Annotated in this window: 10 protein-coding genes; 5 read left to right on the top strand and 5 right to left on the bottom strand. The window is 32.5% G+C overall.

The window, feature by feature from the left end; translation table 11 throughout:
* A partial coding sequence (locus tag QZU75_RS10760) for an Ig-like domain-containing protein (protein WP_296883677.1) occupies positions 1-3936 on the top strand: 3936 nt, incomplete at its 5' end.
* A 697-nt stretch (positions 3937-4633) separates the two neighbouring features.
* Entirely contained in the window at positions 4634-5353 is a 720-nt protein-coding gene (locus QZU75_RS10755; protein ID WP_296883676.1) for a DUF4012 domain-containing protein, read from the top strand.
* A gap of 12 nt (positions 5354-5365) precedes the next feature.
* Here the strand turns inward: QZU75_RS10755 and QZU75_RS10750 are convergent, their stop codons facing one another.
* Both QZU75_RS10750 and QZU75_RS10745 read right to left on the bottom strand, forming a co-directional pair.
* Positions 5366-6280, bottom strand: coding sequence for a type II secretion system F family protein (locus QZU75_RS10750; RefSeq protein ID WP_296883674.1), 915 nt, complete (start codon positions 6278-6280; stop codon positions 5366-5368).
* Entirely contained in the window at positions 6274-7713 is a 1440-nt protein-coding gene (locus QZU75_RS10745) for a CpaF family protein (RefSeq protein WP_296883672.1), read from the bottom strand. Before QZU75_RS10745 ends, QZU75_RS10750 begins: the two co-directional genes overlap by 7 nt.
* 257 nt (positions 7714-7970) lie before the next feature.
* Here QZU75_RS10745 and QZU75_RS10740 point away from each other — a divergent pair, with 257 nt between their 5' ends.
* Positions 7971-8744 carry a methyltransferase domain-containing protein gene (locus tag QZU75_RS10740; RefSeq protein ID WP_296883670.1) on the top strand — a complete coding sequence of 258 codons (774 nt, stop codon included), beginning with the start codon at positions 7971-7973 and terminating at the stop codon, positions 8742-8744.
* Between the two features lie 10 nt (positions 8745-8754).
* On the opposite strand, the gene QZU75_RS10735 is transcribed toward QZU75_RS10740, so the two are convergent.
* Positions 8755-10008 carry a tripartite tricarboxylate transporter permease gene (locus tag QZU75_RS10735; RefSeq protein ID WP_296883669.1) on the bottom strand — a complete coding sequence of 418 codons (1254 nt, stop codon included), beginning with the start codon at positions 10006-10008 and terminating at the stop codon, positions 8755-8757.
* A 161-nt stretch (positions 10009-10169) separates the two neighbouring features.
* On the opposite strand from QZU75_RS10735, the gene QZU75_RS10730 reads away from it, so the two are divergent.
* Both QZU75_RS10730 and QZU75_RS10725 read left to right on the top strand, forming a co-directional pair.
* Positions 10170-10670, top strand: coding sequence for a hypothetical protein (locus QZU75_RS10730; protein WP_296883667.1), 501 nt, complete (start codon positions 10170-10172; stop codon positions 10668-10670).
* Between the two features lie 255 nt (positions 10671-10925).
* Positions 10926-12377, top strand: coding sequence for a sodium-dependent transporter (locus QZU75_RS10725; protein WP_296883665.1), 1452 nt, complete (start codon positions 10926-10928; stop codon positions 12375-12377).
* Between the two features lie 68 nt (positions 12378-12445).
* Here QZU75_RS10725 and QZU75_RS10720 read toward each other — a convergent pair whose 3' ends face one another.
* Together QZU75_RS10720 and QZU75_RS10715 are read right to left on the bottom strand one after the other, a co-directional pair.
* Positions 12446-12595, bottom strand: a complete 150-nt coding sequence (locus tag QZU75_RS10720; RefSeq protein WP_296883663.1) for a hypothetical protein — start codon at positions 12593-12595, stop codon at positions 12446-12448.
* A 1056-nt stretch (positions 12596-13651) separates the two neighbouring features.
* On the bottom strand, positions 13652-17348 hold a 3697-nt coding region (locus QZU75_RS10715), incomplete at its 5' end, for an AMP-binding protein (RefSeq protein WP_296883662.1).

Raw genomic sequence — 17348 nt, 5'->3', positions numbered from 1 at the left:
TATGTGGATGATAATTATGAGAATAATGTGACTTCTATTCCGTTTACTGTTTCTAAAGCGGATGTTGCTTTGACAGTTGAGGTTTTAGATAAGGTTTATACTGCTGATGTTAATGGTATTGTATTTGCCAGTGCTGATGGTGAGTACAAAGTAGTTATTGGTAATTATGAAACCCCAGTTATTGTTAAGGATGGTGTGGGTAGTTTTGATGTTGCCTTTGAAGTTACTCAAACCGGTACTAACTTCAACATAATTGCTAATTCTAGTGAAATTGCTTATGGTGGTGCTGTTGAGATTGCTCAGGGTCTTCCTGGTGATGCAACTGGCAGTGTAACCTACAGTTTTGCTAATGGCACTGTTATTCAGGTTGTTGGTGTTAATGAGTCATTTGTGGTGTCTGGTTTGAATGCCGGATCTTATGTGGTCTATGCAAATTACTCTGGTGATGGTAACTATGCTCCTGCTCGTGACAGTATAACAATAACTGTTGGCAAAGTGGTTAATGATGTTTTAGTTTATGCTTCTGATGTTGTTTATGGTGAAAACGCTACAATTATTGTTAATGCTGATGTTGATGGCAGATATGCCGTTATTGTTGGGGGTAAAAGGTTAATTGCTGATGTTGTAAATGGTGAGGGTGATGTTGATGTTGCTTTAAATGCGGGTCGTTATGACCTTTATGTGGATGATAATTATGAGAATAATGTGACTTCTATTCCGTTTACTGTTTCTAAAGCGGATGTTGCTTTGACAGTTGAGGTTTTAGATAAGGTTTATTCTGCTGATGTTTGTGGTATTGTATTTGCTAGTGTGGATGGTGAGTACAAAGTTGTTATCGGTAATTATGAAACCCTAGTAATTGTTAAGGATGGTGTGGGTAGTTTTGATGTTGGAATATTAAGTGTAGGTAATTATACTGCATCTGTAAGTTTCTTGGGTGATGACAATTATAATCCTAATTATAATGAGACTGCCTTTGAAGTTACTCAAACTGGTACTAACTTCAACATAATTGCTAATTCCACTGAAATTGCTTATGGTGGTGCTGTTGAGATTGCTCAGGGTCTTCCGGGTGATGCAACTGGTAGTGTGGCCTATAGTTTTGCTAATGGTACTGTTATTCGGGTTGTTGGTGTTAATGAGTCATTTGTATTGTCTGGTTTGAATGCCGGATCTTATGTGGTTTATGCAAATTACAGTGGTGATGGTAACTATGCTCCTGCTCAGGATAGTATTGCAGTATCTGTTTCTAAAGTAGATGTCACTGTGAGTATTGAGGTTTTAGATAAGGTTTATACTGCTAATGTTAATGGTAATGTCTTTGCCAGTATCGATGGTGAGTATAAGGTTGTCATCGGTAATTATGAAACTCCAGTCATTGTTAAGGATGGTGTGGGTAGTTTTGATGTTGGAATTTTAAATGTCGGTAACTATGTTGCTTATGTAAGCTTCTTGGGTGACGATAATTACAACTCTGCAAATAATGAAACTGCCTTTAAAGTTACTCAAACTGGTACTAACTTCAACATTATTGCTAATTCCACTGGAATTACTTATGGTGGTGCTGTTGAGATTGCTCAAGGTCTTCCGGGTGATGCAACTGGTAGTGTAACCTATAGCTTTGCTAACGGTACTATCATTAAGGTTGTTGGTGTTAATGAGTCATTTGTATTGTCTGGTTTGAATGCTGGAAGTTATGTGATTTATGCTAATTATTCTGGTGATGGTAATTATGCTCCGGCTAGTGACAGCATTGCAATAATTGTGGATAAGGCTGTTAATAATGTTTTAGTTTATTCTTCTGATGTTATTTATGGTGAAGTTTCCAATATTGTTGTCGTTGCCGATGTTGATGGTGAATATGCTGTTGTTGTCGGTGATAAACGATTCATTGTTGGTGTTGTAGATGGTAATGGTAATGTTGAAATTGCTTTAGATGCTGGCAGTTATGATATTGCTGTTGAATATGTGAATGAGAATTATGAAAATAACATTACTGCTGCTCCGTTTACTGTTTCTAAAGCGGATATTAATTTGATTGTTGTTGCCTTTGATGTGGTTTATCCTGAGGAGGTTAAATGTGTTATTTATTCCAGTATTGATGGTGAATTTAATTTCACAATTGGTGATTATTCGACAATTGTTGTTGTTAAAAATCATTTTGCTGAACTTAATTTGGGTGTTTTAGATGCGGGTGATTATGTAGTCACTGTCAGTTATCCAGGTGATTTGAATCACAACTCTAATTTGTCTTCAATCAATGTTAATGTTGCAAAATTCACTCCAAACATTACATTGAATGTTTCAGATATTGATTACGGTGATGTTGAAGCCATAATCATTACAAGTGATATTCCTGGTACTGTAAATGTCACTGTTAATGGCATCACCCAAGCAGTTGAATTAAACTCAACATTGAATTTATATAATTTGGCTGCTGGATCATATCTCGTAACTGTTGTCTATAATGGAGATAAGAATTATGGAAGCGTCAGTATATCTGATGAATTCAATGTTAATGGTGTGAATGCTACAATTAGTATTAATGCTGCTGATATTGATGCGGGTGATGATGAAATAATCGTTGTAACTTTACCTGCTGATGCAACAGGCAACATAACTGTTAATGTTGATGGTAAAAATTATATTGTGCCAGTTAAAAATGGAAAAGCAACAATAACTATTCCGGATTTAAAAGTTGGAAATAAAAATGCGAATATTTATTATTCGGGTGATGAAAAATACTATCCAACTGGAGATTCCGTTTCATTCATAGTAAATAAGCTTAAAACTAACGCTACAATTAATGTTCCTGGTGATATTAAAGCTGGTGACAATGCTACTGTTGATGTAGTTATTCCTGATGCAACCGGCAGTATTTCTGTCATTGTTGATGGCAATGAAACTGTTGTTCCTTTAGTAAACGGTTCTGTTAGTGTTACTTTAGATAATTTATCTGCAGGTGACCACAGTATTGTTGTAGTATATCCTGGTGATGAAACTCACGCTCCTACTCACAGTGCTTCTAGCTTTAAAGTTGAAGGTGAAGTAATCATACCTAAAGTTGTAACTGAATTTACCTATATCTCACTTAACAGTGACTTAACTATTAATGCTGTATTGAAAGATAGTGAAGGCAACCCAGTTTCAAATGTTGATGTTACTTATGTTGTTGGAAATGAAACAGCCACTGTAAAAACCGCAGCGGATGGTTCATTCACCATTTATGCTAAAAACAAAGAGGTTGTTTCACTTAGTTATGCTGGAAATGATAGTTTAGAAGGAGTTAATATTTCAATAAAAGTTGATGTTGCTTCAGAATCTAGGTTGGGCAGTAAATTTAACGTTACTGAAGGTATTTCGATTAAAACCTATGCTGTTGATAGTCCTGCTGGTGAAATTGGTCAGACCAATTTATTCCTGTTAACTGACTCCAACGGTAATCCTATCGTTAATGCGTCTGTTCAGTTTGCATATAAAACAGTTATTCTAAATAGAACTACTGATGAAAATGGTATAGTATTTATTGGTATTAATACTCAGGTAGCTCAGGAAGCACTCTGTGCCATGTCATATCTTGGCGATGAAAAACACAATGCTACATTTGTCGCATTCAGTTATGACATCCAGAAAAAACCAATAACAATCACAGCAAGTGCAAAAACCTACAAAACAAGTGCAAAAACCAAAAAATACACAGTAACCTTAAAAACACAAAAATGTAACTCAAGAGATGGTAAAGTTTACTTAAGTGCTGGTAAGAAAGTAACACTGAAAATAAATGGTAAAACCTACACAGCGAAAATAAACGCTAAAGGTCAAGCAACCTTTAATCTTAAAATTACCAAAAGGGGTAAATTTTTAACTATCATTAAGTTTTCAGGTGACAAAACTTATGCAGCAGCAAGTAAATCAGTAAAAATATCAATTAAATAAGTGAGATTATATTTTTCTCACTTGTACTTTTTTTTTTTGATTGGATTTTTAATTTAATAATGCAATTCGTTTCCAACATGGAAGTTAAGGTATTTTGCAAATTCGCTGCTTATAATATGGAGGTGGTTTAAACATGTCTGTATTCAAAGTATCTTTGGATGATCTATTTCAAAAATATCATTTTTTTAGGTATGCCTAAAAATATGGAAAGCTTTATATACTATGAAAACAAACTTTAATACAAGTGACATGAATTTAGGTATACCTAAATTTTCACTTTAAACAAAACATATTATTAGTCAATAATAAGATGTACTCTCCAAAAAATGAATATTAAGTTAGTTTTCACAATTTCTAATTTGATATTTGGGAAAATAACTCATTATTTTCCAAAAACGAATAAGATGTTTATAACTCTCCAAAATAAACATCAAAACATTATTCGACTCCCTTAAATAGTGGAATTTCACTATTTTTAAACCTATACTAAATTGTTTTAACTCTCTTTTCAATTTAGTAGACACATATAACTACTCTCTTGAAATTAAATATGTTTTTCATATTTAATTTCATAATTCTGATTTTTGAAACATTTATTTGACATTGTGTTTTATATCCTGCTTTTTTTCAATATCTAATATATTTAAGTACAATAAATTAGATACCTATATTTAATTAAACAAAGTGGGGAATTATTATGGATAGGACAAAAAAATTAATTATTGCTATCATAATTCTTGTTCTTATAGCGCTTGTGGCAATAATTGCGGGAGCACTATTTATCGGCCATAATAGTGAACTTTCAGATGGAACTAGAAATATTTTGGTTTGTGCAATTGATGAAAGTGAATCTAGGCCCGGAATGGGTGCTTGTGACATGTGTTTTATTGTTACATTGGATAATGGTACTTTAAAAAATTATACTGCGGTTTATCCTGGAGGTTTGACACACCCTACTGCTTCTGAACCTGCAGAAGCTCAATCACAGGGTGCCGGTCCTAGGTTGTTGCTTCATGATGCATTCTGGGAAGCAGACAATGCCAAATGTATGCAGCTTGCTAAGGAAATTGTAGAATATAATACTAATAAGAAAGTTGATTCGGTTGTTGCTGTAAATACCAAAGCATTGGATGCAGTACTTGGTGCTGCAGGTCCATTGAATGTTAGTGGAAAAAACACTACTGCTAGTGCTATTGATATTATTCGTGAAGAGGATTGGGGTCAAGGTGTTTCTAGAGGTCAAGCTGTTCTTGATGTTGTTAAAGCAGCGGCGAATAAAGCAAAAGATCCTCAAATTAAATCAGGTATGGTAAACGCAGCTATTGATCAATATTCTAAAGGAAATATTATCATGGACCAGCAAGGAGCATTCGTAGGATTACTGGCTTCAAAAGGAATTGAAACCTTCTTTGGTTGAATTCCTTTTTATTTATATTTTTGGCTCTAATTTTTTCATAAAGACTCCCATAAACATCACAATCATCGGGAAGAATACTGCATATATTAACATTAACATATTGGATGAAATTAAATCGCCCATAACTGTAGAACTTGCCATAAGCATTATTAAACTTATCACCGGTGCCAATATGGCTATAAATGTATAAATTAAAATAAAAGAATTTAATTTTTGCGAATATTCCTTTAATTTGATTTGCATGTCAAAGGAAATGTCCTTGGCGATAATGTCTAGGCTGTTTGCCAGGTTTCCTCCAACTCTTAATGTGCCTATTAGCTGGTGCACTGCTCTAGCGAGTCCTTCAGATTTAACTCTTTTTGACATTTCCAAAAGTGCGTCTTCAGTTGATTTTCCAAATTTAACCTCTTCTAAAACCCTATTGAGCTCTTTTGAAAAGGTTCCGTAATCTGCATCTTTAATTGTTATCAGGGTATCATGCAGGCCTTTTCCGGATTTTAATTCTATTCCCATATGTCGCAGGGCATAGGGAAGTTCCTGATTTAAATCGGAATAACTTCGCTGGTTTTTAATTTGGGGATAATATAAAATGAATATGTAAAGCATTGCAATTGTTGTTAAAAATATCCCCATTATTTCTGCAGGCGATACAATCAGTAGAATTCCCGCTAATATTGCAAGTAAAATTATTGTTGATTTTTTAAACATTGATTCCATTAACCGTTCCCTTATTTTGTCCAAAAGATTCTTTTCTTTTTGAGAGGTTTTGTTTTCAGGTTCTAAATTTAGTCTGGAAAATATTTTTTTTATTATTTCATTGTTTTGTTCTTTATCTGCATTGTTTTCATGTTTAAGAGAAAAATTTTTAACAGAATAGATTAAAGACAACGCACTTTCCCCTATTATGATAAAAAATTTGTCTAGCATGATATGCCTCCGTTGGAAATGATTCTGGTAAGTACCTTGTCACTATCCTTGTAGTACAAATCCAGTATGCTTTTCACGTCATTAACGGAGCGAATATTATATTTTACCATGTGTTTTAACACAATTTCTCTTTTTTCAATTTCTTTGTGGAGTTCATTTATTGATCTTCCGCTTAGAGTAGCAATCTGTGACAGGGTTTTGCTTGAAATGCTTACATTGTCTATCTTGTCGGTTTCGGGATTCCATTGAAATATTTTATTTAGCTGGACGACGCCTTCCTCAATTCCAACAATTTCTGCAACTTCACTTATTCTTCTGTAGGATACGCCTGAGGGGGCATATATTCTGTTCTGCATTATGATAAAATCAATTGCTTGTATCATTATTTCCGGAACAGACATAGGTTCGTTTGTCAGTCTTGTTATTGTTTCTCGAGCATCATTTGCATGTAATGTTCCAAATCCGGAATGTCCTGTATTTAATGCTGTAAAAAGAGTAATTGCTTCATCGGCTCTTACTTCTCCAACAATTATTCTGTCAGGGCGCTGCCTTAAGGAATTCTTGACAAGATCATTCATTGTTAACTCTCCCTTATTTTCAACGTTTGCAGGTCTTGTTTCCATTCTTATTACATGTTCGTGAGGAATTTGAAGCTCTAATGTATCTTCAATGGTAATGATTCTTTCTTTTGGGTTAATAAAAGATGACAGTGCATTTAATGTTGTGGTTTTTCCGGAACTGGTTCCTCCGGATATGATTGCATTTGCTGATTTCACTCCAAGTCCGTCAATGCACAACCATAAAAATGCCGCCAACTCAATTGAAATTGTTTTTGATTTTATTAAATCAATTATTGTGAGCGGATCTTTTTTAAATTTCCTGATTGTCAGTGAAGGTCCGTCTGGAGATACTGGGGGGATTGTTGCATTGATTCTTGAACCGTCAATCAGTCTGCCATCTAAAATCGGAGATTCCTGGTCGATTCTTCTGTTGATTTGTCTTGCAATTGAGTCAATCAGGTCAGTCAGTTCCTTTTCATCGCTGAATGTGATGTTTGTTTTCATCATTCCGTATTTTCTGTGATAAACAAACACGGGTTTGTCAATTCCATTTATCATGATTTCTTCTAAGTTGTCATCCTGAATTAGTGGATCAATTTCACCGTATCCGATAATATCTCTGAGCAGCTTGTGTGCTAAGCTATCTAAATATTCATTTGAGATGTCATAATTTTCATTATTTTCTCTAAGTCTTATGAATAAGAAACTCTTAATGTCATTTAATAGCTTCATCTCATTTGGCTGGAAATTTTCGCCGGATGATATAGCTAAATCCACTAAATTTTCTCGAAGTTCTCCAAGAAGAATTTTTTCCTGGGGGGTGTAATTTTGTCTGACTACGTCATATTGTGGTATAATGTCATTATTGCTCATATTTTCACCATTAAAGAATTTTTAACACATTATAAGATTTGTAATGCTCATTAATAAAGTTTTTATTTCAATCGAAAGCATTATAACTGATTAAAAACAATTCAATATTGTAAAAGCAATTTTGGGGTGATTTTATTATTGATGTAGATGAAAAAATTAAATCGCTTAATGAATGTGAAAAATGTAGGGATGTCCAAATTAAAAAGTTTTCCCCTTTGAAAGATTTAATAAACTTCGATGACTATGATGGGGATTACATGAGGTGTGAATGTGGAAAAAGACCATTGGATATTGTGATGAGTCATATTTTGAAAATCATGATTGAATCTGGAATTGTAGGTGAAACTGCCACACTCCGGCGCAACTCTCCGGTTCCTTTGGCGGACTTTTACTACAGCAATCTGAATCCTCAGTTTATACAAGAAAATTCCTTGATTTTACTTCACAATGATTTTACACCTGAAACTGCTTCCAGATTAATTTCGGAAGTTCCTGAAGTAAAATGTGTATTGAAAGGAAGCCCTCAAAATGTCGTAGGTCAAATTGACATGGAATCTGAGATTAGGCATTTTGAAATTCTTGAAGGTGACGACACTCAAATAAACGTTATGAGAACCTTGCTTGGTGAAAAGGTAATCTTGGTTAAAAAACAATCAAAACACCATATTGAAGTCGCAATGACTAGTGAAGATAAGCTGGTTAGACTGCATAACTACCTTAATAACAATGACATTAAAAAAGGCATTGCCCTTGACGCAATGTGTGGTCTTGGAGCACTTGGAATTTATCTGTTGAAATATGGCTTTGAAAAAGTTATATTCAATGATATAAATCCGGAAATGATTGATGCGCTAAAAAACAATCTTGAAATAAATAATGTTGGGGATAATTTTGAAATATTCAATGAGGCATTTGAAAACTTGGATGTAGGGCATGTTGATTTATGTGTCATTGATGCATTTCCTGGGGTGGATGTTTCTGAAATTCAACAAAAGGCAGAAAAAATAGCAGATAATGTGGTAATTATCTAAACTATTTTTTTTAAATAAACATCTGCATATAGATAACAATTGCGGGTATAATCAGGATTCCCATAAGATGGGACTTGCCGACTCCCAAATAATGAGGCAGCATTCCCATCGCAGTTGATGTAATTAAAGCCAGTGTCATGTAGCCGATAGGTGCTTGGTAATAAAAGATAAAAACATATAATATCAGTATTTGAAGTAATATCACTCCAATTGACAGTTTTTTATAATCCACATGGCTCATTAGTTTGGAAAATGAATCTCCTAATTTTAAGGACAAAACCAGAGATACAGAAACAGCAATAAGTGATGCAAAAATGAATATGACTAAATGGTTCAGGTTCATTTCAGATATTAGATAAGACATGTAAACAGCTATTCCACTTCTTGGATTTCCGATAATGTAGATTGCAATTAATGAAAAAAGACAGTCCGAAACATTCAGTCCTGATGTTGCAAGCAGAAAGTTTACCGTATCGTCATCATCATTATCACTTGCACCGCTTGCTGTTTGTGCTATTACTGTTCCCTGAGCAGGTCCAAAGCCTGGAAGAAATCCTAAAATGGCTCCAGTTATTCCTCCGGCAAATATGCTTTTATATTTGTTAAAATCCAGATCCAGTTCATAAAATTGATTTTGATGAGGTATTGTTGAGGATTCATTCAGGCTGAAAAGTATCGTACTGATTCCAAATAGTCCTGAAAAAGTGCACATTAACGTTACTCCTGAGGAAATTGGGGTTTGAAAAATAATCCATCCTAAAATTCCGGAGAGTATAAACAGCAATAATGACCATAAAAAGTCTCTTCTTGAATTCGTTAAGCTATATGTTAGATAAACTGATGCAAAAAGCAATATCATCCATGTAAACGGTTTTGAAATATCATGCAGAGCCGGAAGAATAATTGCAAAAGCTGGAAGCATTAGTATTGTAACAATAATTGCTCCAAAACCTCCGACAGATACTATTCTTATGACTTCTTTTGATCTTCCCTGCAATACCATTCTGTGCCCTGGAAGAATTGAAGTTGCAGTTCCTTCCTCGGGGACTCCCAAAAGCATTGATGGAACAAATTCGATAAGTGCATGTGCAATTGACATCGAAACCATTAGGACGCACAGAAACTCTGGTGATAGGAATGTTAAAAGAAATGTTGATGAAGCAAATAAAATTGCTCCGGCCGTGTTGACATGTATTCCAGGTATCATTCCTGTTGTGGTTCCGATTAAAATACCTATAAAACAAGCAATTATTAATTCTATCATAGCTATTCATTGAACAAACTATAATATAAACCTTGTTGAAGCTATTGGGTATGTTTACACCGATTTTACAAAATTGTAATGATTTGGAATTATTGTTTCTATTCTATTTCAGTGGATATCTTTAAATATTATTATTTAACAAATTATACACAGTGATACTTATGGATAGAAAAATCATCATCATTTTAGCAATTGTGGCTATTGGTCTTGTATTCATTACAAGTCCTGCCTTTGCAAAAGAAAACGTCAATGTTAAAATTTCGACTGACAAATGGTTAAACGGAAAAGGAGTAATTTTAATTAAACTTGTTGATAGCCATGGAAAAGATATAAAAAGCAGCGGAAAAATTCGTTATACGATTACAGATTCTAATGGGAATTATGAGTGGAAATATAAACCATACAATAATCTTATCCGAGTAAAATATGCTCCTGGCTGGTATAATGTTAAAGTTGAATTTGATGGGGATAAAAAATATAATTCTGCTTTTGAAAGCCAGGACGTTAATGTTGTAAGCACAGGTTCCAGTTTCGATGCATATAATTATTATGATAATCATAATTGGGGTTTAAACCAAAAAATGGATGATTATATAGAGGATAATTACTGGGATGAAGAAATCTATGATGATGCTTCAAATTATGACGGCGAAGGATATTAACTGTTTTTTTTTAAATAGGTTTTGTGGTGTTTGTAATTTACAAACACCTGGTTTGTTTTTTGCGAATTATGCGGAAAGTATTTTTCAATATTAAATTAGGAAATTGTGGAATCAGATTTTATATCTGAAGGTTTACGGATTAGATTATTATTTCAAAAATGTCATAAATTTTTAACAAAACATTATTTAATTATTAAACTAAAATATTAATATATAATTTAGTCATATTTTTTAATTATTGAATAGTGTGGTAAAATGTCTCAAACATCTCAATGGAATTCAGTATTTACATTTATAATGGCCATGATTGGTCTAACTATAGGAATAGGCAATATCTGGAGGTTTAGTTACGTACTTTATTCCAATGGTGGAGGATCATTTTTCATACCTTATGTAATTGCAATTTTGGTCATGGGAATTCCATTTTTAATTTTAGAATATGGGCTGGGATTCAGTTTTAAGAAAAGCTTTTCAAATTTGATGCATAGTATTCGCCCGGAATTTGAAATAATAGCTTGGATGCTGGTTCTTTTTGTCTTCATCGTTGTAATTTATTATATGATTATATTGGGGTGGGATTTCGCATATCTGCTGAACAGTTTTAATTTCGGATGGGGAAATGACCCTGCATCCTTTTTTACAAGTTATGTAGGGGGAAGCTCAAATTTAGCATCTTTTACAACTATAATATTTCCTACTCTAATTTGTACATTGATATTATGGACTGTCTTTTGGGTAGTGTCCATTAAAGATGTTAAAGGAATCGGTAAATTATCATCTGTTTTAATTCCATTATTATTTATCATAATGATATTTGTTTTTGTTTATGCATTTACATTGCCTGGATTTAATATGGGAATAGCCACATTGCTTAATCCTAATTGGTCTGCACTTTTAAATATAAATGTATGGCTTGCAGCATTTGGGCAAAGTATATTCTCTTTAAGTATTGGTCAGGCAATGGTATACACATATGCAAGTTATCTTCCCAAAAATACAAAATTGGTCGACGAAGTGTTAATTGTTGTTATTGCAAACTCATTATATGAAATTTTTATAGCTTTTGGAGTATTTTCAATACTGGGATATATGTCAATGGCATCATCAATACCAATGGATGAATTAATTACTCAAGGTACTGGATTAATATTTATTGTATTTCCACAGATATTCAATTCGATGGGAATAATGGGACATATTATCGCTCCATTGTTATTTTTATCAATATTATTCGCAGGTTTCACTTCTGCCTTCGCACTTTTTGAACCATTGCTCTCATCTTTGTGCGATAAATTTAGTTGGAGCCGTAAAAAAGGAGTTACAATTCTCGTAATTGTTGCAGGTATAGGTACAGTTATTTTCTCAACAGGAATCAGCAGCTATTTGGTGGAAATCGTTGATAAATTTGTAAATAATTTTGGAATATTGATTTTGATTGGTATTCAGGCAATAATCTTCGGTTGGTTTTATGGAGTTGAAAAGGTTATACCTGTGTTGAATGAATTTTCAACTATTAAAGTTGGAAAATCATGGATTTTTATAATAAAATATTTATTGCCGATTATTTTAATTGTTGTTTGGATATTTGGAGTTGTGAACTTATTTGAAAGTATGAACTTCGCTGAAATAATTGTGGATGTAGTTATTTCTGTTATTGTCGTTGGGCTTGCCGTGATATTTACAAAACAGAATCCTAAAAAGTCATGATTTTCAATCCCACTTTTCTCTGGTTAAATATATTTTATTCACAAGTTTTAATTTCTTAAATCCAAAAATTATTTTAAGGTATCGCTCAAATCGGAGGATATGTCTGCAGGGATAATGTTGGATAAAATTGATATGCATGCTTTTGAAATCTTCAACCAGTTTATCGGAATACTTGTTTTACAGTCTATAGCTATTGGCATTACGTTGGGGGTTAGCATATGAAGTTTTCGTTGAATCTGTCTTCCATTTTCAGTTGTTACAAACAGGACTTTAATGCTGTTTACGAATTGGGATAATGTATAAGAAAATTAATAAGATAAAAATAGATAAATTAATTTAACAATTTATGATAAAAACATTTAAAATAAAAAAAGCAAATTAATGTCCTTGTAGAGAAATAAATCTCCACAATATCCCATAGACATTAAATATATACATTTGCTCTCAATAGAGATTTACTTAATAGCAATCTCTTGTTTAATTTTATTGTTAGTTTGAATATATAAGCTTAACTAATATGGGGAGGTAACTAAATAGTGGCTGCCTCTGGAGAAAAGACCTCATGAAACATAAGTTTCCAGACCCTCATTGACTTGTTTGTATTTAATTACCTCTATGGGGATGAAAAATTGAGTTATTATCTATCTCATTTCAATAGAATCAATAATGTCCTGATGTTAAAACAATATGTTTCTATTAAGAAGAAAATTAACTCTATATTCTCACCTCCTTTTGAGAGCATGGAAAGAACACCAAAACAGTCATGGGATGAAACCGAAATGATTAATAAATAATCCTGATAAAAAATATTTTCATGATTATCTACCTCCTTCCAAATGTATCTTAAATTGAGGCCTTTTCAAGGAATAATATATAAATTGCAATCTATTTAAAGCTTGTTGAAGCCACTCAGTAAAATTGTACTCATTAAATCATAGCATATATTTTTTGGGGGAAAATTTTAAGAAGGACATATAATTCACGTGAAGCAAATAACTATATTGCTGGGGATGATTTGCAATGATATCACAACAAGCAATGTGGAAAAAGAGGATTTATGGGGGGATAATTTTTCACAAAATTAAAAAAACTTTTGGATAGACATATAATAATTTCAATTCCTAATCAAATATGTTTAAAATTATTTTAGGTGCTCTAAAATAATTATTTTAACGTATAAACAATTCTCCTGCTATTTAATACTTTCTGATCCATTTTTGCATTTAAATCTATTTACTGCATATGTCATCATATACTGACTTCTAAAATCAAAATTATTTTAAGATGTCGCTCAAATCGGAAGATATGTCTGCATTGATGATGTTGGATAAAATTGATATGAACATGTTTTTGAAATCTTCAACCAGTTTATCGGAATATTTTTTTGAATGTGTAATAAATAAGGTATAATCATCACCGTTTTGGTAAACCTGAACAAAGAACTCCGTGAGATAATCGCTGAAGTTATTAAGGACATAATTCGTAATTTCTTCGGAGTCCATATCTTTAATACTGTTTACATCTTCTATAAACTCATCCGCAATCCAATTAGGAACAAATTGGAATAATATATTCACTTCAAAATCATATTTCTGATAAAGTAATAAAATCGGATAATAACTGTGCCTCAATACTCCATAAACAGTATCTGCGACATCACCCACATATGAATTAATGGATTGATCTTTACAGTCTATAACCATCGGCATTACATTGGAAGTCATACCTATGAAATTTTCACTGAATCGGTCACGCCCATTTTCAATCATTGTAAATATGACTTTATTGCCTTTTACGAATTGGGATAAAGCATAAGAAAATACACTGGTGAACAATACATTTTCACTAATTCCAGCATTACGTAAAAATGATTTAAATGCCATATTATCAAATTCCAAATCATAGGATGATATGTTATATCCTTTAGCTGATGGATTATCTTCTAGCAAAATGCCCACATCATCCAGATTTGACAGCATAGGCAGATAAAATTCAGCTGCTTCATCGAATTTTTCAGTATTTTTTATTTGATGTGTGAAAGCGGATGATTTTAAAAAGGTATCATCAAAACCAATGCTGCCTCCATCAAGAAGAGTCATGAAATCATGTTTGAATACGCCGGCGGATATAGCATCAAAAATTATATGGTGAACCATATAAAATAAGTAATATGATTCTTCAGATTCAACAATCATAAACTTAGACAGATAATTATACAAATCAAAGCTTTCAGCAAAGAAATCAATAAGAATATTTTTATCAAGTTTGGATTCTATTGAAATTGGAGGTTTTTCTCCCATTACCAAATACGGATATTCCTCTTTAAATAATTTTATAGTAGTCTTAATCATTTTATAAAGGCCTTTTACATCTCTTATTCCATATTTCTTAATTATATTCATGATTTCTTTTATTCCGAATTTTTTAACTGTAGTTATTAAATCCTTAAGCAGATCAGAATTGGATATATCCTTGTCATTTGTTTCATACCTCTCACTTAAATGTGTACTTAAAATAGGATGCATATCTAATAATTTATCTAAAGAATCAATTATTTTTTCAAGACCATATTTCTTGGAAATAGAAATATAGTTGGGAATATGGTAAGCATTAACTTTATTATAAATATTTACATCAGCAAATACGTTAATTTGTGCTGAATTCAATGGACAACCCTCTTCTAAAGAATAAATGTCCAAATCAAAAGAAAGTTCAGACATATTTCTTGCAATTGCTTCAGGAGTGCGGAAAGTAAAGATATCTGCTATAGTAATATCATCAGATTCAATATAATTTAACAGCTTTATTGCAATTAATGAATCCCCACCTAAACGAATAAAATCATCATATATACTAATTTTATCTAAATCCAATGCTTTTTCAAAAGCTTTAATGATTTCTTTTTCATTTTCATCTCTTGGAGCCACATATTCTGCATATAAACTATCCCTATCAACATCAGGTAAAGCACGCTTATCTACTTTACCGTTAACATTTAATGGAATCTCATCTAATTTGATAACATATGATGGAACCATGTATTCAGGTTTATGTTTAGAAACATGGTCGCAAATTGAATTTTTCAACTCTATTTCATCCAAATCATTGTTTACAACAACATAAGCAACAATTTCATTATTTGCATCGTGTTTTATTGTTTGTACAGTAATGTCAGTGACATAGTCTATTTTACGAATTTCAGATTCTATTTCAGATAGTTCTACCCGGTTTCCTCTAATCTTAACTTGCGAATCATTTCTTCCAATAAAACCAACAGTTCCATCAGGCAATAAACGTACGACATCACCTGTTTTATACATTGTTTCATAACCTTGAATTTCGCCATCAAATGGATTGGTGAAGAATGCTTTTCTGTTTGCTTCAGGATTGTTTAAATATCCTTTACTTACTTGATAACCGGAGATATATAATTCTCCTACTGCACCGAAAGGAACTCTTCTTTGATGTGAATCCAAAACATAGATTTTTGTATTCCAATCGGGACCGCCCACTGAAGAATCATCGATTTTATCTCTAACATTAATTGAAGTCATGGATGATGTCGCTTCTGTCGGGCCATAGACATCAATAAATGCATAATTTTCCGGCGGTGTTACAGCACCTAATTTTTCCCCTACTGCACATAAATTCTTGATGGAGGTATAATCAATACTTTGGACGAATAATTTAGAAACCTGAGTGGTGATAATTGTATGGGTTACTCCATACTTTATGAAATATTCATTTAATTTTCTAATATTTAATTTAATGTCATTTGGAATCCAGATAACAGATCCTCCAGTTAAAAGAGCAACATAATGTTGTAGAGAAACATCAAAACCGACAGATGCGAAAACGCCATAAACATCATCAGAAGTGAAATTGGAATTATGCTGATAGTATGAAACCATATTGGCAATTGAATGTCTGCCCACCTGCACAGCTTTCGGATTTCCAGTTGTACCTGAAGTAAATAAAATACATGCCACATCATTATCTGTTGGATTATGATAAGTTAAGTTATTTAACTCTCCCACACTCTCAGATAATGATGAAACATTAATGACCGTTGGGTTTGAATCCAGTTCTTCAATGATTTCATCCACACGATTTTGGAAATGATTTGTAGTAATGATTGCTTTTGAGTTGGAATTTTCAACCATATATTTCATACGGTTAATAGGATGGTTTTCATCAATTGGGACATAGGAAGCGCCAACTGATAAAACGGCAAGATTAGATAGCAATACCCAATGATTACGTTCAACAAATACAGAAACGGTATCATTGGATCCAATATTATTATCAATTAACAATTTTTGAATTTTATCTATTAAGAAAGCTGCTTCAGCATAAGTATATGAAACATTATCGGCTAAGACAAGCTTATTGTTCGGATATTTGGATAAATTATCATTAAAAGCATCTAAAATATCAGAATAATATAAATCGTGACTAGTTTCATTAATCTCATCTAAAAGAACCAAATCCTTGCTAGAAATATAACTGATATCACCTAAATCATCTGAATTCAACATGCCATGCAAAATCAATTTATAAGATTCAACAAAATGATTAATAAAGTCACGGGAATATTTATCTGAATAAAGAACGCTTAAAATATAATCATCATCCCTTTGGATAATTTCCACAGTTAAATCAGCAATTACGTCAGCCATATTGCTTAATATGTCATTATCATAAACATCCTCAAAATTACTGGTATCTTTAATCCATTCTGGGATAAATTGGAAAAGAATATTTGAATTTATATCATACTTATTAGCCAATAACCTAAACGGATAATAATTATATCTCATAACGCCATAAACTCTATCAAACATATGATTCATAAAAGAGTCTATATCTTGATTTTTACAATCTACCAATAAAGGTAATGTATTAACAAACATACCTATTGAATTATAATTTGCGAATCTGTCACGACCGTTTTCAACAATATTGAATAAT

This window comes from uncultured Methanobrevibacter sp. (genome assembly GCF_902764455.1).
In the GTDB taxonomy this organism is placed as follows: domain Archaea; phylum Methanobacteriota; class Methanobacteria; order Methanobacteriales; family Methanobacteriaceae; genus Methanocatella.
Note: the sequence above shows the minus strand (reverse complement) of the source record. Positions and strands in the feature narration are given on the sequence as shown.